The sequence below is a fragment of the Leifsonia sp. 22587 genome (genome assembly GCF_052044215.1).
Classification (GTDB): Bacteria; Actinomycetota; Actinomycetes; order Actinomycetales; family Microbacteriaceae; genus Leifsonia; species Leifsonia shinshuensis_C.
The window spans coordinates 399,705-421,652 of the sequence record NZ_JBQENB010000004.1; the positions used below are offsets into that span (position 1 = coordinate 399,705).

Consider the following 21,948-nt stretch of genomic DNA (forward strand, 5'->3'; position numbering starts at 1 on the left):
GCCAAGATATGAGGATGGAGGAACGCCTGGAGCAGGCAGAGCTCGACCGCCTGTGGCTCCCCGGTGACCCGATCGCCTCCGAAGAACGCCTGGCCGACGCCGTCGCCCGTTCGGACCGGTCGGAGGTCGTCCGCGCAGAGCTGGAGACGCAGCGAGCGCGCGCCCTCGGTCTGCAGGGGCGCATCGAGGAGGGCGAGGCGCTTCTCGACTCGCTGGAGCCGGCCTCCGGAGTCCTGGAGGTGCGCGTGCTCCTCGAGCGGGGCCGCCTGCGCCTCGCCGCCGACCGGCTGGAGGAGGCGGTACCGCTGCTGGAGGCGGCCCTGCGCGCGGCCCGCCGTGACGGCGACACCGGCCTCGCGCTGGAGACCGCGCTGACCCTCGCCGAGGCGGACGCCCCGCGGTCCGAGCAGTGGGTCGAGGAGGGGCTCGCCGATCTCGCCGGGACGGGCGATCCGCGGCTGCTGCGCTTCGGCGCCGTGCTGTTCGATCTGCGCGGCTGGGCGCGGTTCGCCGACGGCGACGCGGCGGCCGCGCTGGTGTCCTTCGAGGATGCGGTGCGCGCCGCCGAGCTCTACGGCACGCCCGACCAGCGCTTCGCCGCGCAGTGGGCGGTGGGCAGAGCCCTGCGGGCGCTGGGACGGACGACCGAAGCGCTGGCCGTCCAGCGACGGCTCCAGGAGGAGCGACCGGACGCGCGGGCCGTCGCCGCCGAGCTGGCTGAACTCGAGCGGTCGACCGAGCAGCGACCCACCGGCACGGATCCCTCCACAGGGTCCGGCGGGCGTCCCTTTCCCACCGCACCGCCGACCGACGGCGCAGTGCCGGGGGAGACGCATACGATCGAGTCATGACCTCCGCCTCCGCCCCGGCCGGCTCCGGGGTCGACGCCGGCGCCGTCGGCCTCGACTCGCGGCTGAGCGGCGTGCTCGGGGGCCGCACCGCATCCGCGTTCGAGAAGGCGTTCGGGATGCGCACGGTCGCCGACCTGCTCAGCCACTACCCGCGCCGCTACGCCAAGCGCGGCGAGCTCACGGCCCTCGCCAACCTGCCGCTCGACGAGAACGTCACGATCATCGCCGAGGTGCTGCGGGTGCAGGAGCGGCCCATGCGCGCCCGGCGGGGGAGCATCCTCGAGGTGAAGATCTCCGACGGCGAGGGGATCCTGACCCTCACCTTCTTCAACCAGGCGTGGCGGTCGCGCGAGCTGACGCCGGGCGTCCGTGGCATCTTCGCCGGCAAGGTGTCGGCGTACCGCGGAGCGCTCCAGCTCGCGCATCCCGACTACGAGCTCTTCGAAGCGGACGCGGAGAACGCGGTGGTCCCGGGGAGCGCCGCGGCGAAGGACTGGGCGATGACCCCGATCCCGATCTACCCCGCGACCGGCACCGTCGCGAGCTGGCAGGTGCAGAAGGCGGTCGGGCTGGCGCTCGACGCGCTGGGCGACGTGCCCGACCCGGTCCCGGACTCCGTGGTGGTGGAGCGGGGGCTCGTGCCGTTCCGCGACGCGTTGGAGGGCATCCACCGGCCGCAGAAGGATGCACAGTGGCAGCGCGCCCGGGACACGCTGCGGTTCCAGGAGGCGTTCGTGCTGCAGGCCGCGCTCCTGCAGCAGCGCGCGGCGACGCGCGAGGTGGCGGCCACCCCGCGGAAGGCGGTGCCCGGCGGCCTGCTCGAACGGTTCGACGCCGCGCTGCCCTTCGCCCTCACGGGTGACCAGGACGTCGTGGGCGGCGAGATCGAGCGCGACCTGGCCGGCACGGCGGCGATGCACCGGCTGGTGCAGGGCGAGGTCGGGTCGGGCAAGACGCTGGTCGCGCTCCGTGCCATGCTCGCGGTCGCCGACTCCGGCGGTCAGTCCGCCCTGCTCGCCCCGACCGAGGTGCTGGCCGCGCAGCACCTGCGCTCCATCGCCGCCATGCTCGGTCCCGATCTCTCCGCCCAGCTGATGCCGACCCTGCTGACGGGTCAGCTGTCCGCCGCCGAGCGCAAGCGCGCCCTGCTGCGCACGGTGTCCGGCCAGGCGCGCATCGTGGTCGGCACGCACGCGCTGCTCGGGGACGCGGTCACGTTCTTCGACCTCGGTCTCGTCGTCGTCGACGAGCAGCACCGCTTCGGCGTGGAGCAGCGGGAGGCGCTGCGGGCGAAGGGCGGCACTCCGCCGCACGTCCTCGTGCTCACCGCCACGCCCATCCCGCGCACGGTCGCCATGACCGTCTTCGGCGACCTGGACGTCTCGACCATCGCACAGCTCCCCGCCGGACGGCAGGGGATCGAGAGCTTCGTCGTCCCGCTCGCCGACCGCCCGGGCTGGGAGCGCCGGATCTGGGAGCGGGCCTCCGAGGAGATCGGGAAGGGCCGCCAGGTCTTCGTCGTCTGCCCGGCCATCTCGGGCAAGGATGCGGAGGACGACGGGGAGGAGCCGGAGCCCGACGAGGAGCAGCCCGACGGCGCACCGCCGCGGCCCATCGCGAACGTGGAGGCGGTCGCCGCGCAGGTGCGCGCCGATCCGCTGTTCCGGGACGCGCGCATCGGCGTGCTGCACGGCCGGCTGCCCTCCGAGACCAAGGACGAGGTGATGCGCGCCTTCGCGGCCGGCGACATCGACCTGCTCATCGCGACCACGGTCATCGAGGTCGGCGTGAACGTGCCGAACGCCTCCGCCATGGTGGTGCTCGACGCCGACCGATTCGGCGTCTCCCAGCTGCACCAGCTGCGCGGCCGGGTGGGCCGGGGTGACATCCCCGGACTGTGCCTGCTGGTGACCGCCGCCGAGCAGGGCTCCCTCGCCCGGGAGCGCGTCGAGGCGGTCGCCGCGACCCTGGACGGGTTCGAGCTGGCGAACGTCGACCTGGAACTGCGTCGCGAGGGGGATGTGCTCGGCAGCCGCCAGTCGGGCGGCCGGTCGTCGCTGCGCCTGCTGCGCGTGGCCTCCGACGGCGAACTGATCGCGGAGGCGCGGGTCGCGGCCGAGGAGACGCTAGAGTCCGACCCGGGGCTCGCCGAGCATCCCGCGCTGCGCGCCGCGCTCGCCCGCCGGCTGGACGAGAGCGAGCGGGCCTTCCTCGGCAAGTCCTGACCGCTCGGCGCGGTCGCCGGGTCAGCACAGTCGCCGAGTCAGCGGGACGACGGCCCGCAGGGCAGGATGCGCATCCCGTGACGCGGATCGCCGGGCAGCACCACGACGCGGCGGCGATCACCGAGGGGGTTCGTAAGCAGGGTCTCGGGCGGCAACTCCGGCACGAAGCCCCCGACGGGGCGCGTCCGTCGCGCGGCCACACGCAATCGGTGCACGGTCACCACCCGTGCCGTCGGGCTGAGCGAGGCGAGCCGGCGCTCGATCCGCGTCGCGCTCTGCTCCGCCTCCATCTCGTCGAAGCCGGGATGGGTCAGGATTCCGAGCGCGCTCCCTCGGCCGTCGCCGAGATCGAGCGGCACCTGCGCCGCCAGCCAGCCGCCCTCGCGGAACGCGGTGAAATCGCGGTCCGCCCGCCGCCGGACCGCCCGGCCGCCGACCACCGCCATGAGTGCGCTCGCCACGAAGCACGCGGCGAACACCGCGGCGACGACCAGCGGAGTTCGCCCGTCCGGCTGCATCGTCGCCCGGGACAGCGAGGCCAGGGCGACGATGAGACAGCACGCAGCGGCGGCAGCAGCGGAGCGGGCCAGTCCGCCGAGCAGGCCGTAGTCGCGCACGGCCGCGCGCAGATGCCCCGGCGAGGCAATGGATGCGCGCCGCTCGGCGGCCGCCGCGGTGGTCGTCACGTCGTGGTCCTCTCCCGGGTGCGGATGCGTTGCCCTCACCTCTGAAGACGGGAACGGCCGCCGATCGTGACGTGCGGGGGCCGCGAACTGCTTGGTAACGGATTCACAACGAAATGCCGGGATCCGCGGGATAGTCTGAAGGTCTATGAACAGGATCGCCGTTGTCCCTGGATCGTTCGACCCGGTCACGCTCGGGCACCTCGACGTGATCGAGCGTGCGGCGGGCATGTGGGACGAGGTCCACGTCGTCGTGGTCCACAACCCGGACAAGTCCGCACTGCTGCCCATCGCGCAGCGGGTCGCCCTGCTGGAGCGGTCCATCGAGGATGCGGGGATCGTCGGCAACATCGTCATCGCCTCCTGGTCCGTCGGGCTCCTGGTGGACTACTGCACCGACGTGGGAGCGCACGTGCTGGTGAAGGGCATCCGCTCGCAGGTGGACGTCGCCTACGAGACGCCGATGGCGATCGTCAACCGTCACCTCGCCGACGTCGAGACGGTCTTCCTGCTCCCGAACCCCGCGAACGCGCACGTCTCCAGCTCGCTGGTCCGGCAGGTCTCCGCCCTGGGCGGGGACGTCAGCCCGTACGTGCCGCCGGTCGTGCACGAGTACCTGCAAGAGACGTGACCCCACAGACGTGAATCCAGAGACGTGAGCCGAGGGCAATGAACACTTACGCGACGCGCCAGCCCACCGAGTCCTCCGTGGCGCCGCAGGAGGACACCGGCGCGGCCGCGCTCATGGACCTCGACGAGCTGCAGCGCGCCGCCGAGCAGATCACGGCGAACGTCGAATCCGTCATCGACGGCAAGCACGAGGCCGTTCAGACGGCGCTCGTCGTCCTCCTCGCCGAGGGGCACCTGCTGATCGAGGACGTCCCGGGCGTCGGCAAGACGATGCTGGCCAAGTCGCTGGCGAAGTCGGTCGACTGCACGGTGAGCCGCATCCAGTTCACCCCCGACCTCCTGCCGAGCGACGTGACCGGCGTGTCCGTGTACAACCAGGCGGAGCGGCGCTTCGAGTTCAAGCCGGGCGCTATCTTCGCGAACATCGTCATCGGCGACGAGATCAACCGCGCCAGCCCGAAGACGCAGTCCGCGCTCCTGGAGTGCATGGAGGAGCGGCAGGTCACCGTCGACGGTTCGACCTATCCGCTGGCCGCACCGTTCATCGTGGTGGCCACGCAGAACCCGGTGGAGATGGAGGGCACCTACGCCCTCCCGGAGGCCCAGCGCGACCGCTTCATGGCCCGCATCGCGATGGGGTACCCCGACGAGGGCTCGGAACTCGCAATGCTGACGACGCGCGACACGTCGAGCCCGCTCTCGCGCATCCGGCCCGTCGTCACCTCCGACGAGCTGCGGGCGATGATGATCACCGCGCGCAACGTGTTCGCGTCGACGCCGGTGAAGCAGTACGCGGTCGACCTCGTGCGGGCCACCCGCGAGGACCGCGACCTGCGGCTGGGCGCCAGCCCGCGCGCCACGCTGCAGCTCATCCGCGCGGCGAAGGCCATGGCCGCCCTGGCCGGCCGGGACTTCGTGCTCCCCGACGACGTGGACGCCCTAGCGGTCCCCGTCCTGGGGCACCGCCTGCTGCCCACCAGCCGCGCGCTCGGCCATCACCACGAGAGCGCGCCCGTGATCGCGGACATCGTGCGCCGGATCGTCGCCTCGACGCCGGTCCCGGTCGGATCGGGCTCCGCCGGATCCGCGCAGCAGCCCGGCGCCGTGGGTACTGCGACTCTGGGCCGCTCGGGACGCTAGCGTGCTGGTCCGCGGTCGCGCCTCCTCGCCGCTGAAGCGGCCGCGCCCGACCGCGCGCGGGTGGACGCTGGGCGCCGTCGGCGTCATCGCGCTGGTCGCCTCGGCGCTGTTCGGCCGCACCGACGTGCTGTTCGTCGGCGTGTTCCTCACCGTCCTGCCGCTCGCCGCGATGATCTCGGTAACGGTGGACCGGCCGCGGCTCACCGTCACCCGCAGCTTCCACCCGGACGTCGTCGCCGTGGGCGAGCGCACCACCATCGTCACGACCGCCCGGAACCAGTCGGCACGGCCCAGCCCGGCGGCACGCTGGCGCGAGTCGGCGCCGGCCGTGGTCGGCGTGCAACCGTCCGCCGCGTTCCCGCGACTGGGCGCGCACCAGCCGGACGGCGGCCTCGGCCGCGACACCGTCGTGCTGCGTCAGGATGTGATCCCGGAGCGCCGCGGCGCGCACGCGGTCGGCCCGCTCGTCGTGAGCCGCACCGACCCGTTCGGCGTCGCGTACGCCGAATACGCGATCGGCCAGCCGCGCCAGCTGCTCGTGACCCCGCGCGTCGTCCCGCTGTCGCGCGGCGAGCTGGACGTGGCCCACAGCGAGGGCACGGAGCACGAGCTCCTGCGCCACAGCATCCCGAGCGCCGACGAGCTGATCGCGCGCGAGTACCGCCCCGGCGACCCGCTGCGGCGCGTCCACTGGCGCGCCACCGCCCGTCACGACCAGCTGATGGTCCGGCAGGAGGAGCAGCGCAGCAATCCCGAGGCGTGGATGCTGATCGACACCCGCGCGCTCAGCACGCACACGCCGTCCGCCGCCGACGAGTTCGAGACGCTGGTCGACCTGGTCGCCTCGATCGGCGTCCACCTGCTCGACGAGGGCTTCGTGGTGAGCGTGGTGGAGACGGGGGACCGGCAGCTCTCGGGCCGCAGCGGCGCCGGCCGCACCGGCACGCTGGGCTCCACCACCGCGACGTACGACTCCGGAAGCGCGGACCGGATGCTGCTCGCCGACCTCGCCGGCGTGGAGTCGTCCGGCCACGGGCGAGACGACGCCGTCGCCGAGCTGGGCGGAGGCCTGCGCAAGGCCGGTCGTCCCGTGCCCGTGTTCGCCGTGCTCGCCGGCTCGCCGCTCCCGGAGCTCGGCGCTCTCGCCTCCCTGCGTTCGATGGGGGATCCGGCGGTCGCCTTCATCGCCGCATCCACCCCTGTGGAGGCCGCAGAGGTCTTGGCCGACGCCGGCTGGCTCTGCGTCCGGTTCGAGGCCGGCGACGACCCCGCCGAATGCTGGCAGCGCGCCCTCCACCGGCAACGGGATCGGGTGGTGGCCGGTGGCGACTGAGTCCCTCGCATTCGCGGTCCCGCGCGTCGCCGCGCGCCGGCGGGTCGGCTACTGGCGCATCACCGGCGCCCTGATGCTGCAGGTGCTGGCCCTGAGCTACGCGCTGGTCGGGCTGATCCAGGGACCGGGCTGGTGGTTCGCCCTCGTCGGGACCGCGGCGGCGGTGCTCGCGACCGGCGCCGGTCTCCGCAGTCTCGGGGTGCCCCGCGGCGTCGTCCCGGTGCTCCTCGTCGTGGAGTCGGCGGCGATCATGACGATCGCGTTCGGCCGCGGCACCGGCCTGCTCGGCCTCATCCCGACGCCCGCCACCGTCTCGGCATGGTCGCAGTCCCTCCAGCAGGCCATGCTGTCCATCTACCAGCAGGGGACGCCCGCCGAGCCGCTGCCCGAGTTCCTGTTCCTCGTGGTCGGCGGCGGCTGCCTGCTGGCCCTCATGCTCGACACCCTCGCCGTGGCCGTCCGGACGCCCGCGTTCACCGCCCTGGCCGTGGCGGCCGTGCTGGTCGTGCCCGGCGCGCTGCTCGGCGACGGTCTCGATCCGTTCGCCCTCGCCGCATCCGCCGCCGCCTACCTCTGGCTGCTGCGCAGTGACATCCGCACCCGGCGTTCGGCCACACCGCGCCCCGGCGCCGCGCTGTCCGTCGGCGCGTCGGCGGTCGCGATCGCCGTCGTGCTCGCGGGCACCGCACCCGGCTTCGACCAGGGCGGCGCCACCTCGTTCACCGCCGGCGGCATCTCGATCGGCGGCACGGTCACCCCGCTCGTGGATCTGGGGAAGGACCTGCGCCGCCCGGCGGCGGTCCGGGCTCTCACGTACACGACCACGTCGGCGAACGGGCAATACCTCAAACTCGCGTCGCTGGACCAGTTCACCGGCTCCGTCTGGAAGCACCGCGAGCGGGACACGAGCCGGCTCTCGGACGGAGCCACCATCGGCCCGGTGGCCGGACTGTCGGACACGGTCAAGACGACCAAGATCACCACGACGGTGGCCATCGACAACATGACGAGCCGCTGGCTACCCGCCCCGGCGCCGGTGCGCTCGGTGAAGGGACTCAGCGGCACCTGGTCGTGGGACCCGGACGACCTCACCATCGGCGGCATCAACGCGACGACGCAGGGCCAGCGATACACGGCCACCAGCCTGGTCCTGGAGCCGACCGCGGACCAGCTCAAGGCGGCGGGCGGCTTCGTGCCGGCGGACGTGCAGCGCGACCTCTTCCTCCCGCCGAACCTCCCGACGATCATCGAGCAGACCGCCCTGACGGCGACGAAGGATGCGCTCACCGAGTACGACAAGGCCGTCGCGCTCCAGGACTACTTCCGCGACAACGGTTTCGTCTACTCGACCCAGACGCCGCTCAAGCAGGGCTTCGACGGCGACGGCTCGCGCGTCATCGCCCGGTTCCTCGAGGTCAAGAGCGGATACTGCGTCCACTACGCGTCCGCCATGGCCCTCATGGCCCGCACCCTCGGCATCCCCTCGCGGGTCGCGGAGGGTTACCTGCCGGGCGCCACGAGCGGAGGGACCGCGACGAACCCCGGCGAGTACACGGTGACGAGCGACGACCTCCACGCCTGGCCGGAACTGTACTTCGCCGGCGTCGGCTGGGTCCCGTTCGAGCCGACCGTCGGGCGCGGGACGGTGCCGGACTACACGCGACCGCAGACGGACCCCGCCGCGCCGCCGCCCACATCGGCATCGACCTCCGGCGCGGCGCCGCGCGCGCTCGTCCCCACCGACCCGGCCAACCCGTCGGGCTCCGCGTCGTTCACACCGCAGTCGAGCGCGCAGCCGATCGCCACGGGCATCGGCGTCGGCATCCTCGTGATCGCCGTGCTGCTGGTGCCGGCCGCCTGGCGCCGGATGCGGCGGCGGCGGCGGCTCCGCGAACTCGCCGACGAGTGGGGCGGAGCGACCATCGTGTGGGAGGAGCTGCGGGATACCGTCCGCGACCTGGGCTGGACAGCTCCGCCCACCGAGACGCCGCGCGTCTTCGCGGGCCGGGTGGAGGCGGCGGTGGCGGGGACACCAGGGGAGGAGGCCGTGCGCCGTCTGCTGGCCGAACTCGAGCGCGACGCCTACGGGCCCCCGGCCCGCCGGTGGGCCGGCGGTCTCGCGGACGACCTCACGGCCGTGATCGCGGCGCTGGAGGCTCAGGCCGGCGCGGGCGTGCGGCTCAAGGCCGCGCTGATTCCTGTGTCCTTGCTGCCAGCGGGCTGGCCTTCAGCCGCACGACCCCGGAGCGCCGCGTAAAATAGTTCCTCGTGACCACGAAGAACTCCCCGTACGCCATCAATGTGTACGACCTCATCCGCCACCCCGGCGCCATGCGCGAGCAGCGCATCAGCATCCCCGTGACGGAGAAACTGGGCGAGGGGCTGATCAGCGTCCCGGAGGGCGAGACCATCGATCTCGACCTCCGTCTGGAGTCGATGCACGAGGGGATCCTCGCGACCGCGGACGCCGTGACGACCGCGACCGGCGTCTGCGGACGCTGCCTCACCGACATCGAGCAGTCCGTCCAAGTCGATTTCCAAGAACTTTTCGCGTATCCTTCTGACGAAGCTTTCGATTATGAGGTTCACGACGACCACGTGGATCTTGAACCTCTGATCAGGGATGCGGTGGTGCTGTCACTGCCCTTCCAGCCGGTGTGCCGGCCGGACTGCCCGGGTCTCGACCCCGAGACCGGGGAGAGGCTGGCGGATGAACCGGATCGCGAGCCCACCCAGACCATCGATCCTCGTTGGTCTGCGCTTGCCGGATTCCAGGCTTCCGACACCGATGAACCCCGACCGAACCCTCGCGGAACGAACACAGAGAAGAGATAGTCATGGCCGTCCCCAAGCGGAAGCAGTCGCGCGCCAACACCCACGCCCGCCGTTCGCAGTGGAAGGCCACTGCCCCCACGCTGGTCAAGACCATCGAGGGCGGCAAGGTCACCTACAGCCTGCCGCACCGTGCGAAGGTCGTCGAGGACTCTGCGGGCACCGCCCTGTTCCTCGAGTACAAGGGCCGCAAGGTCGCCGACGTCTGATCGTCGCCCAGCAGCGACGAACACAGTCACGGTGAGCACCGTGGTCGGAGAGAACCCTGACCGCAGCACACTTCTCGAGAAGCTCGGGGTCGACATCGACTCCGAGCTTCTCGAGCTTGCGCTGACCCATCGCTCGTACGCGTACGAGCACGGCGGCATCCCCAACAACGAGCGCCTCGAGTTCCTCGGCGACTCCATCCTGGGGCAGGCCGTCACGGTGAAGCTGTTCCGCGAGAACCCGGACCTCGACGAGGGCGAGCTCGCGAAACGCCGGGCCAGCCTCGTGAGCTCCGTCGCGCTGGCGGAGGTGGCCCGCGGCATCGGCCTCGGCGAGTACCTCAAGCTCGGCCGCGGCGAGAACCAGAGCGGCGGCCGCGAGAAGGCGTCCATCCTGGCCGACACCGTGGAGGCGCTGATCGGCGCCACCTACCTGGACGCGGGCGGCGACGCCGCGACCGCGCTGGTCCTGCGCCTGATCGAGCCCCTGCTCGACGACCCGGAGCGCTTCGGCGCCGCCATGGACCCGAAGACCAGCCTGCAGGAGGCCGCCGCCCACCGCGGCGCCGGGCTGCCGGTCTACACGGTGACCAACACCGGGCCGGACCATTCCAAGACCTTCCACGCCACGGTCGCCGTCGGCAGCCTCGTCACGGCGACGGGGGAGGGCACCAGCAAGAAGCAGGCCGAGATGGCCGCGGCGCTCAGCGCCTGGACGGAACTGACGAGAAAACGTGCCAGAGCTCCCCGAGGTTGAGGTCGTCCGTGCGGGCCTCGCGCCCGCCGTCACCGGCGCGACCATCCTCGGTGTGGAGGTCTTCGAGCCCCGCTCTCTCAAACGGCACGACCCGGTCGTCGGCGCGTTCGAGACGCTGCTCACCGGCCGCGTCATGGAGGGGCCGGTGCGCCGCGGCAAGTTCCTCTGGATCCCGCTGCAGGGAGCACCCCGCCGCGCGATCGTCGCCCACCTCGGGATGAGCGGCCAGATCCTGCTCCGCGAGCCGGGCACGGTCGAGGCGGGACTGCTGCGCATCCGACTGCACATCGAGAGCCCCGAGCACGGGGAGCTGTGGGTGCACTTCGTCGACCAGAGGATCTTCGGCTCGATGGCCGTGGACGCGCTGGTGCCGACGGACGACGGAGCCCACGGCGGTCTCGGGACGGACGAACCGCTGATCCCGACCCAGGTGACGCACATCGCCCGCGATCCGCTCGATCCGGCCTTCGACGACGCCCGCTTCGCCGCGGCTCTGGCGCGCAAGAACACGGGCATCAAGCGCGCGCTGCTCGACCAGACGCTGATCAGCGGCATCGGTAACATCTACGCCGACGAGGCGCTGTGGGCCGCGCGCATCCACTACGCCCAGCCGGCAACCTCGCTCAGCCGCGCCCGCGTGCGCACCCTGCTCGCCGAGATCCGTCACGTGCTCGAGAAGGCGCTGGCCGAAGGAGGCACGAGCTTCGACGCGCAATACGTCAACGTCAACGGCAACTCGGGCTACTTCTCGCACAGCCTCAACGCCTACGGCCGCCAGGGCGAGCCGTGCCCGCGCTGCGGCACGCCGATCGTGCGCGAGCAGTTCATGAACCGCGGGTCGCACTTCTGCCCGCACTGCCAGCGGCTGCGAGGCGTGACAGCCGCCTAGCCACGCTCGGCACGGCGGGGCTACTCTGAGCGCGTTTCAGCACGCGCCGGCCGGTGCGCGCTGGCTGAAGGGGGCGGCCATGCCCGGCTGGTATGTGCACATGGAGGTGGCCCACCAGACCGCCGAACGGCTCCGAGCGGGTCAGGTCCCGCCGGGGTGGGGCGTCGACAGCGCCGAGGCCCAGCGCGTCGGCGAGCTCTGCCACACCTGGCGGAACTACCTGGCCCTCGGGGCGCTCGGCCCCGACCTCTTCTACATGCTCCCGGACTTCGCCGGCACCAAGGGCGTCGTCATCCGCCAGGTCATCCAGTGGGTGATCGACGTGTGGGACGTGGTCGACGAGGAGTTCGTCGCCAAGTGGGAGAAGTGGATCGATCCGATCTCCACGAACAATTCCCAGCTCGCCTCCCAGCTGACGGGTGGGCTGTCCGCTCAGCTCGGGCAGATCGTGGATGAGCTGACGTCGGCCGTCATGACCGCCTTCAAGGGGCTTCTGGCGACCATGGGCGACTGGTTCGGTGTGCTCACCTCCGGAGCACCGCAGGGATACGGGAACGCCGACTTCTACTGGGCCGACACCTTCCACTACCGGCGCACCTACCAGTTCGCCCACGTGCTCTACCGGCAGGCCTCGGACGCGCTGGCTGCCGCGACCACCGACGACGAGCGGCACGATGCGGAGGCGCGCGTGGCCTTCGCGGTGGGGTGGATGACGCACTGCGGCACCGACGTCACCGGCCACGCGTTCACGAACGCGAAGACCGGCGGACCGTACCGGGACCACTGGCAGCGGCATCACCTGGTCGAGAGCCACATCGACAGCCAGAACTACGACGCGGGCAACAGCGGGCCGCTGTACGGCGAGTTCGGCCTGAGCGCCCTGCACTTCCGGGTCGCGTTCGTCCACCGGGGTGACGCTCCCTACGCCGGCCGGGCGGACGGCCCGCGGTTCGACTACTTCACCGGATTCCCCGCCTACGACACCTCGCAAGGGCCGAACGGGGCCGCGCACCGGCGCGCGCATTTCGACCAGGACACCGAGGGTCTGCCCGACCACCTCGTCCAGGCGCTGACGGATGCGATGGCTCTCGTCCATCCCGACGGCCCGCGCATCCTGAGCCAGGATCCGCCGTATTCGGAGACCGATGCGCAGGGCCATCCGGACGGCCGTCCCAACGCGGACGCCATGGCGCAGATGTGGACGATCGTCTACGGATACCTCAAGATCACCTGCAAGGACGGGCTCAGCCCGCAGGCGCCGGAACCTCCGGACGTGTTCACCGACCACTCGTTCCCGACGCCTCCGGGCGGCGGCGGCAGCGGGGTGAGCGACTCGAACGGCGCGGATGTGGACGACGACGACTCGTTCACCCTGCTGGACCTGCTCCTCGCGCTGTTCGCGTGGGCCGTGTACCTGGCGCAGGTCGCCCTGTGGCTCGCGACGATCCTGCCCGGCCTCATCCTCGACCCGCTCACCTTCCCGGCCCGGGAGGCGCTGTACTACGGACTCGTCGTGCCGCTGTGGAACCTGTACCTCCTCGCCCGGCGCGCCCTCGTCATGTCCGGCTTCCTGATGCCGAAACCGGACGAGATCGACGGGGGCCTGGTCACGCTGGGCGCCGCGAGCGGATCCTTCAGCATCGCATCGGCCCTCGACGACCCGACCGGTGTCGGTGTGCAGGCCATGGTGATCACCGAGCCGTCGGGCCGCCTGCATTCGGGCGCTTCGTTCGGGATCGACCGGGGCTACCCGCGCAACATCGTGCGCGACGACCCGGACGACGTCTCGGACATCGACATCACGTCCGCTCTCGGACTGACCCATCGTCTGCCGTACGCCGGCGATTCCACCGAGTTCAAGCCGAGCGAGTGGGTGGCGCCGTGGCGCTACCCGCTGGTGAACCAAGCGGGCGACGGCGTTCCCCGGGAGGACGCTGCGACCCATGTCGGTCCGTATCTCGTCATGCAGGACAGCAGGCTGCTGCTGTCGGCGCTGGCCGGCAGCGACGAGGCGCGTCAACGCCTGTCGGATGCCGGGTCGCCGGGCAAGACCTTCTCCGAGCTCGAAGACCTGCTGCCCCAGGACAAGCATCTCGGCGGTCCGATCGACTACAGCACGTATCTCGTCACGATCATGGCGGGGGAGCCCGGCGACGAGTTCCCGCAAAGCGACTTCAACCTCGACAGCGATCGCGGGTACGCCTGGCACTGCTGGGATTTCGACCGCCACGGGCTGGGCCGGGATGCCGCGCATCCCACCCGCGGGGAATGGGAGTACGCCACCGACACGACCGGCTTCGCGTACACCCAGCCCTGCACGCCGCCGCAGTTCCTGCATCCCGACACCGACGCACCTCCCTTCGTCGCGGGCGATCCGCCGGCCGAGACGCGCCTGTACGATCCGACGCGCGATCTCGCCGTGCACTACCTGACGCGTGACGTGGTGCCGCCGCCCGGGCCGCAGACTCCGGATGCCTGCCTGCCGTCGAAGCCGCACGAACCGTTCACCGACCACGAGTGGCGCCGCTGGCTGAGGGAGGGATGACATGGACGACGATCGGCAGCCGAGGCCGCCCGAGCATCCCGAACTGACGCCGGAAGAGCTGGCGGAGCAGGCCGGCACCGTCGAGGACCCGGTCGGCGCGCCGCCGCGGAACCCGGACTTCCCCGACCCGGACCCGGGCTGGAAGCCCGATCCCGGCCGCGCCCGGGAGTGGGAGGAGCTGGCCCGGTCCATCTCGAAGGAGCATCGGCCGCGCCGCGAGGACGTGTACCCGTACCTGCTGATCCGCGCGATGTCGCCGGGGGATCGCGGGCAGCGACCGCTCTGGCCGCCGACGGTGTGCTGGGAATCGCCGGACATCCTGCTCCTGGACGCCGCCTATGCCGGCCCCTTCGATCCGTCCCGTCTCGAGGCGACCGCTCAGGCCGGGCGCAGCTACCGCGTGTTCGTCCGCGTGTGGAATCTCGGGCTGCTGCCCGCGGTCGGCGTGCACGTGCGCGTCTGGGTGGTGGAACCCGGGTTCATCGGCGCGGGCAACGCCTCCGACCCCTACTACGAGCAGCACTTCGTCGGCGGCAGGATGGTCGACAAGCTGGATGACCGCACCCGTCCGGGGTCGGTGGCCGTCGTCGAGCTCGACGCGCCCTGGACCGTGGGCGAGGGCGCTTTCGGGCACTGGTGCATGATCGCGAGCGCGACGTGCCCCGCCGACGACTACCAGGGGCCGCTGCTGGTCAACGAGAACCGGCACATCGGGCAGCGGAACCTCGACATCCTCGCTCCCGACGCGGATCTGCAGCCTCTGTTGATGGGCCTGGGCGGCCTGGTTCCGGATGGCGCGACGCTCGAGGTCACGCACGGCGGCACGGCGGTGCTGCCGCTGCTTCAGGGGTTCCTCCCACCCGATGATGCGGCAGGGATCGAGGCGCCGGACGTAAAGGAAGTGCGGGCCGGCGTGGATCTCGGCGGCACCGCCCACCTCCTCACCGCCTTCCGCGAGGACGGCCGGACCACGATCGTGCGGTCGCGGGCTCTGCTGCAGCGGCTGGGGGACCGGAGCGGGGAGCTGGCCGCGATGCTCGCCCGGCCGGGCGGCGCCCGTCAGCTGATCGAGAAGCTCGGCCCCGACCGTGTCGGGGAGGCGGGTATGCAGACCGACGCGCCGCTGGACAAGGCGCTGCCGGAGGCGTTCACTCGCCTGCTCGATCTCCGCCGCCTCGAGGCGGAATCCGTGGCGCGCGGGCTCGGCGGCCCGGGCGGCGCGTGGCATCTGCTCCGTTTCACGCTCACGTCGGAGCGCCGCGAATTCGTCGGCGGCTACTCCGTGGCGCTGCACTGAGCACCGCCTCGCACCGGGAGGTGCCGGGCGGAGGACGGACTAGTCCAGCGTCTTCTGCCAGTGCCCGGTCAGGGCGTGCGGCCGGAACCCGAACGCCCGGTTGATCGCCAGCATCGGGTCGTTCTCGTCGGCGTTCCAGGTGAGGATGCGGCGGATGTGCGGCGCACGCCGTCCGAGCTCCTGGATGTTCCGCAATTTGACCGCCGTGCCGAGCCGGTGCCCGCGGTGGGCACGGGCCACCAGGGTGTCGTACTGCTCCGCCTTCGTCCCGTCGGCCGGCACCGCCAGCTCGGTGTAGGCGGCGATCTCGCCGGTCTCCTCGTGCACGGCGGCCGTGACCAGGAGCGGCTCGCCGCGCGCGACCAGGGTGCGCTCCTGCGAGCGGACCCGCTCGCCGTCCCAGTCCTCCGGGTCGACCGCGATGCCGGTCTGCGGGATGTCGGTCGACATGCGGGCTTTCATCGCCGCGAACCGTTCCAGCAGGTCGTCCGGCGCGGCGCCCCACCACGACACCAGCCGGAAGCCGTTCAGCGTCATGGTCAGGCCCGCCTCGCGCTCGGGTGGGAGCGGGAGGTGCAGCTCGCTCGACCGCTCGATCTGGCCCAGCGTGTACCCGTGCTTGAGCGCGAACCGCACGTGCGGCGACTCGCGCGGGAGGCCGGCGGTCCCGGCGGGAGCCCGGACCAGACGATCGGCGCCCTCGAGCGTGCGCACCGGGTGCTCCGTGTAGGTCGAGATCACCCGCCTGCCGCCCTCGGCGGCGAGCTCCTCGCCCTTCTCGAGCAGCGCCGTGCCGATCCCGCGGCCGCGGAGGGCGGGCGCCACGTCGACGAGCAGCGAGACCGTCTCGGAGTCCTCCTCGAGCGGGAAGATCGCCTCGACCCGGCCGACGATCGCGCCCTCCTCGACGGCCACGTGGACGATGCGCTCGACGTAGTCCTGCTCGCGGTGCGCCGCGAGCGCCTGCTCGGCCGTCTCGACGAAGTCGTCGTCGCCCCACAGGTCGACCACGATGCCGTTCAGCACGCCCACGAGCTCCTCGAAGGCGGCCGATTCCCGGGTGCCGAGCGCGTCGGGGATGTGCAGCCGCGTCACACGCATCGGGGACACCTCCTCGCGCCGGTCCGGGCAGGGGATCAGCCTATCCGCGCGGCCGTCGCGGTGTGAAGCGCGCGAACAGTTTGGTTTCGATCGTGTAAATCTGCGCGCCGATCGCGGTTGCAAAAGGTTGCGAGCACTGTATTCTCAGCACACATATTCGTGGCACGAACCAGCGAAAACGCAGGTTCGTGACGGATTTACGTCGAGAGGCAAGAGATGCTACGGAAGAAAGTCACCATCGGTGCGGCTGTTGCAGCGTCAGTCGCACTGCTCCTGGCGGGATGTGCGAACCAGCCGTCCACGGGAGGATCCACCAACGGGAACTCGTCCAAGGTCGACATCCCGGCGATCACGTCGGTCGATGTGCCCAAGGACGCGGTGCTCCCCGCCGGAGACGGGAAGGCCACCTGTCCTGCCGGCCTGACCATCGGCTACGTGGGCGCGGAGACGGGCCCCAACGCCCAGCTCGGTATCAACATCTACAACGGCATCCAGCTGGCGATCGACCAGCACAACGAGGCCAACAAGGGCTGCCAGGTCGGATTCAAGAAGTTCGACACCGAGGGCGACCCGAACAAGGCGACCGGTCCGGTCACGCAGGCGGTCAACGAAGCCGACATCGTCGGTGTCGTCGGCCTCCCGTTCTCGGGTGAGTCCAAGGCCACCGGCAACATCTTCGAGCAGCAGGGCCTGGTCCACATCACCCCGTCGGCCACCAACCCGGGCCTGACGCAGAACGGCTGGAAGACCTTCTTCCGCGGTCTCGGCAACGACGCCGTGCAGGGTCCGGCCGCAGCGAAGTTCCTCACGGACAAGCTGGAGGCCAAGAAGGTCTACCTGGTCCAGGACGACTCCGACTACGGCATCGGCCTCGGCACCCAGACCTCGAAGGCGCTCGGCGACGCGCTCGTCGGCACCGACAAGGTGACCACCGGCCAGAAGGACTTCTCCGCGGTGATCTCCAAGATCATCAACGCGAAGCCAGACGCGGTCTACTACGCCGGCTACTACGCCGAGGGTGCTCCGTTCGACCAGCAGCTGGTCAACAAGGGCTACAAGGGCACCTTCGTGGGCCCGGACGGTGTGAAGGACGACCAGTTCATCAAGCTGGCCGGCGACGCGTCCAGCAACGCGTACTTCACCTGCCCCTGCATCCCGGGTGAGCTGATCACCGACTTCGAGTCCGCCTACAAGAAGCTCGCGAGCGCCGAGCCGGGCACCTACTCGATCGAGGGCTACGACGCCGCCACCGTCCTCCTGTCGGGCATCGACAAGGGCAAGACGACCCGCGCCGACCTGCTCTCGTTCGTGAAGGACTACGACGCCGACGGTCTGAGCAAGCACTACAAGTGGGACTCCACGGGTGAGCTGCAGGCTCCGGCCGTCTACGGCTACAAGGTCGAGAACGGCAAGATCGTGCCGATCGGCACCATCGGCTGAGAGCGACACCCCGGGGGTGCCGTGGGCCCCGGCCCGCGGCACCCCCGCTATTTCGACTACGCTCGCTACCGACCGGATCGACGGCGACCCGGCACTGAACCCTGGATGCTCGAATGCTCGAAACCCTCCTCCTCCATCCCGCCCTCGACAGCTCCTGGATCAACTTCGACGTCAACGCGCTCGTCCAGAACTTCTGGAGCGCCACGTTCGACGGGCTCACCTTCGGCGCTGTCTACGGCCTCATCGCCGTCGGCTACACGCTGGTCTACGGTGTGCTGAACCTGATCAACTTCGCCCACTCCGAGGTCTTCATCGTCGGCGCCTACGGCGTCGTGATCACCCTCACCTCGCTCGGCTTCGGTCCGAGCGCCCCCAACCTCAGCCCCGCGGCGATCATCGGCGACCTGATACTCGCCCTCCTCGTCGGCATGCTCGCCTCGGGCGTCACCGCGTGGGTGCTCGAACGCGTGGCCTACCGGCCGCTGCGAAGGCGGAACGCGCCACGCCTGGTGTTCCTCATCACCGCGATCGGCGCGTCGTTCACGATCCAGTACCTGATCTTCCTGATCCGGGGCGCGAACGCGGAGCCGGCGGTGACCATGTTCATCCCGCAGCCGATCTTCGACGTGTTCGGCACCATCGTGAACAGCCAGCAGCTGATCATCGTCGTCGCCTCGGTGGTGCTGATGGTCGCGACCGACTGGTTCATCCGCCGCACCCGCACCGGCCGAGGCATCCGCGCCGTCGCGCAGGACCCCGACACCGCGACCCTGATGGGCGTGAACAAGGAGCGGATCATCCAGATCACGTTCATCACCGGCGGCATCCTCGCCGGTGCGGCCGCACTGTTCTACGTGATGCTGGTGCCCTCCGGCGTCATCTACAACGGCGGCTTCGTGCTCGGCGTCAAGGCCTTCGCCGCAGCCGTCCTCGGCGGCATCGGAAACGTCCGCGGCGCGCTGCTCGGCGGTCTGCTGCTGGGCGTCATCGGCAACTACGGCCAGATCCTCCTCGGCGACTCGCAGTGGACCGACGTCGTGGCCTTCGTGGTCCTCGTCCTGGTGCTGCTGGTCAAGCCGAGCGGCATCCTCGGCACCTCGCTCGGAAGGAGCCGCGCATGAGCATGACAGAAGGACCCCGGGTTCTGCCCGACGGTCGTGAGGAGCAGGCGGTCGACGCCTTCGAGGCGGCGCGCGCCAAGCGCAGCAACGGCCCGTTCGCTCAGCTCCGCGACCGCTGGAACAACCTGCCCCGCCCCGTGCAGTGGGCCTGGCTGCTCATCGTGGTGGCCATCGCCTACGCGCTCCCGTACCTGAACTTCTTCCCGCTGACCACGGCCCCGGGCAACGACTGGGCGCTGGCCTGCTTCTCGATGGCGGTCTACGCGCTCATCGCGATCGGCCTGAACGTCGTGGTCGGCTACGCGGGTCTGCTCGACCTCGGGTACGTCGCCTTCTTCGCCGTCGGGTCGTACACCGCGGCGATGCTGACCAGCCCGGATTCGCCGTTCGTGAAGATCCCGTACCTGTGGACCATCCCGGTCGCCATCGCCGTGACGATGACCTTCGGCATCATCCTGGGCGTCCCGACGCTCCGTCTGCGCGGCGACTACCTGGCCATCGTGACGCTCGGCTTCGGTGAGATCGTCCGCATCCTCGCGACGATCATCCCGGCGATGAAGGGCCAGGTCGGATTCCAGAACGTCGGGCACCCGCCGGGGGAGAACGCCGACGGCATCCCGATCTTCTCCAACTCCAACGGCGTGCCGTGGTACTGGCTGACGATCACCGTCATCATCGTGATCCTGCTGCTGGTCGGCAACCTGGAGCGCAGCCGAGTCGGCCGCGCCTGGGTGGCCATCCGCGAGGACGAGGACGCCGCGGAGATCATGGGCGTCCCGACCTTCAAGTACAAGGTGTGGGCGTTCGCGATCGGCGCCGGTGTCGGCGGCCTCTCCGGCGCGCTGTTCGCCGGCCAGGTGGGCTTCGTCAACAACCAGAAGTTCGACGTGCAGACCTCGATCCTGTTCCTCGCCGCCGTCGTGCTCGGCGGCGCGGGCAACAAGGTCGGCGCGATGCTCGGCGGTGCGATCGTGGCGTACATCCCGCTGCGGTTCACCGTCATCGCGGACTACAAGTACCTGATCTTCGGCATCGCGCTCGTGCTGATCATGATCTTCCGCTCGCAGGGCCTGTTCCCGGCGCGGCAGAAGCTGCTCGCGTACGGCAGGCACGCCTACCGCCGGGTGGCGGAGGCGGCGAAGGGGCGGCCCGGGACGCCGACGGCGGCGACGCCGGTGGTCGACCAGGGCTCGCTCGACGGAGACGGCGCGAAGGGAGGCGCACGATGACGGACGCACGCAACTCGGTGCCGGAGGGTGAGCCCGCCCTCGGCGTCAACGAGGAGGAGCTGGAGGCCGCAGGCATCGACCTGGAGGTCGCGGAGGCCGCAGCCCCGGATCGCGAGATCGCGGTCGAGGTGGGCGAGAACATCGTCGAGGTGCGCAACCTGACGGTCAAGTTCGGCGGTCTGACCGCCCTCGACGACGTCACGTTCGACATCCGCCGCGGCGAGATCCTCGGCCTGATCGGCCCGAACGGCGCAGGCAAGACGACCTGCTTCAACGCGATGACGGGCGTCTACAAGCCGACCAGCGGCGACGTGCTGCTGGAGGGCCAGACGATCAAGGGCCGCAAGCAGCACCAGATCACCCGCCTCGGCCTCTCGCGCACGTTCCAGAACATCCGCCTGTTCGGCGAGATGACGGCGCTGGAGAACGTGGTGGTCGGCCTGGATGCGCGGCACCGCACGTCGGTCCCGGGTGCGCTCCTGCGCCTCCCGCGGCACACGCGTGAGGAGAAGTCGTCCATCGAGCGCGGCATGGCGCTGCTCGAGTTCGTCGGCATCGCGGACCACGCCGGTTCGCTGTCCCGCTCGCTGCCGTACGGCTACCAGCGTCGCCTGGAGATCGCACGCGCGCTCGCCACCGACCCCAAGGTGCTCTGCCTGGACGAGCCGGCCGCCGGCTTCAACCCGGCCGAGAAGGAGGAGCTCATGGAGCTCATCCGCACCATCCGGGCCGACGGCTACACGGTGCTGCTGATCGAACACGACATGAAGCTGGTCATGGGTGTGACCGACCGGATCGTGGTGCTGGAGTTCGGGCGCAAGATCGCCGACGACACCCCCGAAGCCATCCGGAACGACCCGCGCGTGATCGCCGCCTACCTCGGGGAGCCCGAAGATGACGTTGCTTGAGCTGAAGAACATCAGCGTTTCCTACGGCCGGATCGAGGCCATCCACGACATGTCCTTCTCGGTGGAGGAGGGCGAGATCGTGAGCCTCATAGGCGCGAACGGCGCCGGCAAATCGACGACCATGAAGACGATCTCCGGCATCCTCAACCCGTCGAAGGGGTCGATCCTCTTCGACGGCGAGGACATCACCAAGATGAAGGCGCACATCCGCGTGGTCCGCGGGATCTCGCAGGCGCCGGAAGGCCGGGGCATCTTCCCCGGCATGACGGTGCTGGAGAACCTCGACATGGGCGCGTTCGGCCGGAAGGACCGCTCCAAGATGGGCGAGGACTTCGACCGCGTGTTCGCGCTGTTCCCGCGTCTCGCCGAGCGCAAGACGCAGGTCGGCGGCACGATGTCCGGCGGTGAGCAGCAGATGCTCGCCATCGGCCGCGCGCTGATGTCGAACCCGCGCCTGCTGCTCCTCGACGAGCCGTCGATGGGTCTGGCGCCGCAGTTCATCCGCCAGATCTTCTCGATCGTGACGGAGATCAACAAGCAGGGCACGACCGTCCTGCTGGTGGAGCAGAACGCCAACCAGGCGCTGGCCCGCGCGAACCGCGGCTTCGTCCTGGAGACGGGCTACATCACCCGCGCGGGCACCGGCAAGGAGCTCCTCGCCGACCCCGCCATCAAGGAGGCCTACCTCGGCGTCGCCTGACGCCCGTCCCTCCCGGCGGGTCGCCCCCCGTCGAGTACACGAAAACTGCACGGAATCCTCC

The 21,948-nt window shown here is 70.8% G+C and carries 19 protein-coding genes; 17 read left to right on the forward strand and 2 right to left on the reverse strand.

Features of this window, described 5'->3' with window-relative positions:
* Nucleotides 1-14 precede the first annotated feature (14 nt).
* The gene (locus tag ACTJI1_RS17705; protein WP_440743652.1) at nt 15-851 is read left to right on the forward strand and encodes a tetratricopeptide repeat protein; all 837 of its coding nucleotides are present in this window, start codon (nt 15-17) and stop codon (nt 849-851) included.
* Nucleotides 848-3,076 carry an ATP-dependent DNA helicase RecG gene (locus ACTJI1_RS17710; RefSeq protein WP_440743653.1) on the forward strand — a complete coding sequence of 743 codons (2,229 nt, stop codon included), beginning with the start codon at nt 848-850 and terminating at the stop codon, nt 3,074-3,076. Before ACTJI1_RS17705 ends, ACTJI1_RS17710 begins: the two co-directional genes overlap by 4 nt.
* A gap of 38 nt (nt 3,077-3,114) precedes the next feature.
* On the opposite strand, the gene ACTJI1_RS17715 is transcribed toward ACTJI1_RS17710, so the two are convergent.
* The gene (locus ACTJI1_RS17715) at nt 3,115-3,762 is read right to left on the reverse strand and encodes a hypothetical protein (protein ID WP_440743654.1); all 648 of its coding nucleotides are present in this window, start codon (nt 3,760-3,762) and stop codon (nt 3,115-3,117) included.
* Nucleotides 3,763-3,907: 145 nt separating this feature from the next.
* Here ACTJI1_RS17715 and coaD point away from each other — a divergent pair, with 145 nt between their 5' ends.
* From coaD to ACTJI1_RS17765, 10 genes are all read left to right on the forward strand, one after another.
* A complete protein-coding gene (coaD, locus tag ACTJI1_RS17720; protein ID WP_310128790.1) occupies nt 3,908-4,390 on the forward strand; it encodes a pantetheine-phosphate adenylyltransferase in 483 nt (160 codons plus the stop codon).
* Between the two features lie 38 nt (nt 4,391-4,428).
* Nucleotides 4,429-5,529 (forward strand): AAA family ATPase, encoded by a 1,101-nt coding sequence (locus tag ACTJI1_RS17725; protein WP_440743655.1) that lies wholly within the window; start codon nt 4,429-4,431, stop codon nt 5,527-5,529.
* 1 nt (nt 5,530) lies between these two features.
* Nucleotides 5,531-6,862, forward strand: coding sequence for a DUF58 domain-containing protein (locus ACTJI1_RS17730; RefSeq protein ID WP_440743656.1), 1,332 nt, complete (start codon nt 5,531-5,533; stop codon nt 6,860-6,862).
* Nucleotides 6,852-9,119 carry a transglutaminase family protein gene (locus tag ACTJI1_RS17735; protein WP_440743657.1) on the forward strand — a complete coding sequence of 756 codons (2,268 nt, stop codon included), beginning with the start codon at nt 6,852-6,854 and terminating at the stop codon, nt 9,117-9,119. Before ACTJI1_RS17730 ends, ACTJI1_RS17735 begins: the two co-directional genes overlap by 11 nt.
* An 11-nt stretch (nt 9,120-9,130) precedes the next feature.
* On the forward strand, nt 9,131-9,697 hold the full coding sequence (locus ACTJI1_RS17740) for a YceD family protein (protein WP_310128797.1): 567 nt from the start codon (nt 9,131-9,133) through the stop codon (nt 9,695-9,697).
* Between the two features lie 2 nt (nt 9,698-9,699).
* Entirely contained in the window at nt 9,700-9,903 is a 204-nt protein-coding gene (gene rpmF, locus ACTJI1_RS17745; RefSeq protein ID WP_310128799.1) for a 50S ribosomal protein L32, read from the forward strand.
* Between the two features lie 40 nt (nt 9,904-9,943).
* Entirely contained in the window at nt 9,944-10,657 is a 714-nt protein-coding gene (rnc, locus tag ACTJI1_RS17750) for a ribonuclease III (protein ID WP_440743805.1), read from the forward strand.
* Complete coding sequence (gene mutM / locus ACTJI1_RS17755) at nt 10,635-11,546, forward strand: bifunctional DNA-formamidopyrimidine glycosylase/DNA-(apurinic or apyrimidinic site) lyase (RefSeq protein WP_440743658.1); 912 nt, start codon at nt 10,635-10,637, stop codon at nt 11,544-11,546. Before rnc ends, mutM begins: the two co-directional genes overlap by 23 nt.
* A gap of 79 nt (nt 11,547-11,625) precedes the next feature.
* On the forward strand, nt 11,626-14,091 hold the full coding sequence (locus tag ACTJI1_RS17760) for a hypothetical protein (RefSeq protein ID WP_310128801.1): 2,466 nt from the start codon (nt 11,626-11,628) through the stop codon (nt 14,089-14,091).
* Nucleotide 14,092: 1 nt separating this feature from the next.
* Nucleotides 14,093-15,388 (forward strand): hypothetical protein, encoded by a 1,296-nt coding sequence (locus ACTJI1_RS17765; protein ID WP_440743659.1) that lies wholly within the window; start codon nt 14,093-14,095, stop codon nt 15,386-15,388.
* A 39-nt stretch (nt 15,389-15,427) separates the two neighbouring features.
* Here the strand turns inward: ACTJI1_RS17765 and ACTJI1_RS17770 are convergent, their stop codons facing one another.
* The gene (locus ACTJI1_RS17770; RefSeq protein ID WP_440743660.1) at nt 15,428-16,489 is read right to left on the reverse strand and encodes a GNAT family N-acetyltransferase; all 1,062 of its coding nucleotides are present in this window, start codon (nt 16,487-16,489) and stop codon (nt 15,428-15,430) included.
* Nucleotides 16,490-16,705: 216 nt separating this feature from the next.
* On the opposite strand from ACTJI1_RS17770, the gene ACTJI1_RS17775 reads away from it, so the two are divergent.
* From ACTJI1_RS17775 to ACTJI1_RS17795, 5 genes are all read left to right on the forward strand, one after another.
* Nucleotides 16,706-17,929 (forward strand): branched-chain amino acid ABC transporter substrate-binding protein, encoded by a 1,224-nt coding sequence (locus ACTJI1_RS17775; RefSeq protein ID WP_310128805.1) that lies wholly within the window; start codon nt 16,706-16,708, stop codon nt 17,927-17,929.
* Between the two features lie 113 nt (nt 17,930-18,042).
* Nucleotides 18,043-19,050 (forward strand): branched-chain amino acid ABC transporter permease, encoded by a 1,008-nt coding sequence (locus ACTJI1_RS17780; RefSeq protein WP_440743661.1) that lies wholly within the window; start codon nt 18,043-18,045, stop codon nt 19,048-19,050.
* Nucleotides 19,047-20,279: a branched-chain amino acid ABC transporter permease gene (locus ACTJI1_RS17785; protein WP_310128809.1), complete on the forward strand. Its 1,233-nt coding sequence runs from the start codon at nt 19,047-19,049 to the stop codon at nt 20,277-20,279. Before ACTJI1_RS17780 ends, ACTJI1_RS17785 begins: the two co-directional genes overlap by 4 nt.
* Nucleotides 20,276-21,187: an ABC transporter ATP-binding protein gene (locus tag ACTJI1_RS17790; protein ID WP_440743662.1), complete on the forward strand. Its 912-nt coding sequence runs from the start codon at nt 20,276-20,278 to the stop codon at nt 21,185-21,187. Before ACTJI1_RS17785 ends, ACTJI1_RS17790 begins: the two co-directional genes overlap by 4 nt.
* A complete protein-coding gene (locus ACTJI1_RS17795; RefSeq protein ID WP_310128813.1) occupies nt 21,174-21,887 on the forward strand; it encodes an ABC transporter ATP-binding protein in 714 nt (237 codons plus the stop codon). Before ACTJI1_RS17790 ends, ACTJI1_RS17795 begins: the two co-directional genes overlap by 14 nt.
* Nucleotides 21,888-21,948 lie beyond the last annotated feature (61 nt).

What these genes read in the sequence shown, in the direction of transcription:
- ACTJI1_RS17765 (WP_440743659.1), top strand. Translation starts at nt 14,093, where the DNA reads ATGGACGACGATCGGCAGCCGAGGCCGCCCGAGCATCCCGAACTGACG.
- rpmF (WP_310128799.1), top strand. Translation starts at nt 9,700, where the DNA reads ATGGCCGTCCCCAAGCGGAAGCAGTCGCGCGCCAACACCCACGCCCGC.
- ACTJI1_RS17780 (WP_440743661.1), top strand. Translation starts at nt 18,043, where the DNA reads ATGCTCGAAACCCTCCTCCTCCATCCCGCCCTCGACAGCTCCTGGATC.
- ACTJI1_RS17775 (WP_310128805.1), top strand. Translation starts at nt 16,706, where the DNA reads ATGCTACGGAAGAAAGTCACCATCGGTGCGGCTGTTGCAGCGTCAGTC.
- ACTJI1_RS17795 (WP_310128813.1), top strand. Translation starts at nt 21,174, where the DNA reads ATGACGTTGCTTGAGCTGAAGAACATCAGCGTTTCCTACGGCCGGATC.
- ACTJI1_RS17770 (WP_440743660.1), bottom strand. Translation starts at nt 16,489, where the DNA reads ATGCGTGTGACGCGGCTGCACATCCCCGACGCGCTCGGCACCCGGGAA.
- ACTJI1_RS17710 (WP_440743653.1), top strand. Translation starts at nt 848, where the DNA reads ATGACCTCCGCCTCCGCCCCGGCCGGCTCCGGGGTCGACGCCGGCGCC.
- ACTJI1_RS17705 (WP_440743652.1), top strand. Translation starts at nt 15, where the DNA reads ATGGAGGAACGCCTGGAGCAGGCAGAGCTCGACCGCCTGTGGCTCCCC.
- ACTJI1_RS17725 (WP_440743655.1), top strand. Translation starts at nt 4,429, where the DNA reads ATGAACACTTACGCGACGCGCCAGCCCACCGAGTCCTCCGTGGCGCCG.
- ACTJI1_RS17785 (WP_310128809.1), top strand. Translation starts at nt 19,047, where the DNA reads ATGAGCATGACAGAAGGACCCCGGGTTCTGCCCGACGGTCGTGAGGAG.
- ACTJI1_RS17760 (WP_310128801.1), top strand. Translation starts at nt 11,626, where the DNA reads ATGCCCGGCTGGTATGTGCACATGGAGGTGGCCCACCAGACCGCCGAA.
- coaD (WP_310128790.1), top strand. Translation starts at nt 3,908, where the DNA reads ATGAACAGGATCGCCGTTGTCCCTGGATCGTTCGACCCGGTCACGCTC.
- ACTJI1_RS17790 (WP_440743662.1), top strand. Translation starts at nt 20,276, where the DNA reads ATGACGGACGCACGCAACTCGGTGCCGGAGGGTGAGCCCGCCCTCGGC.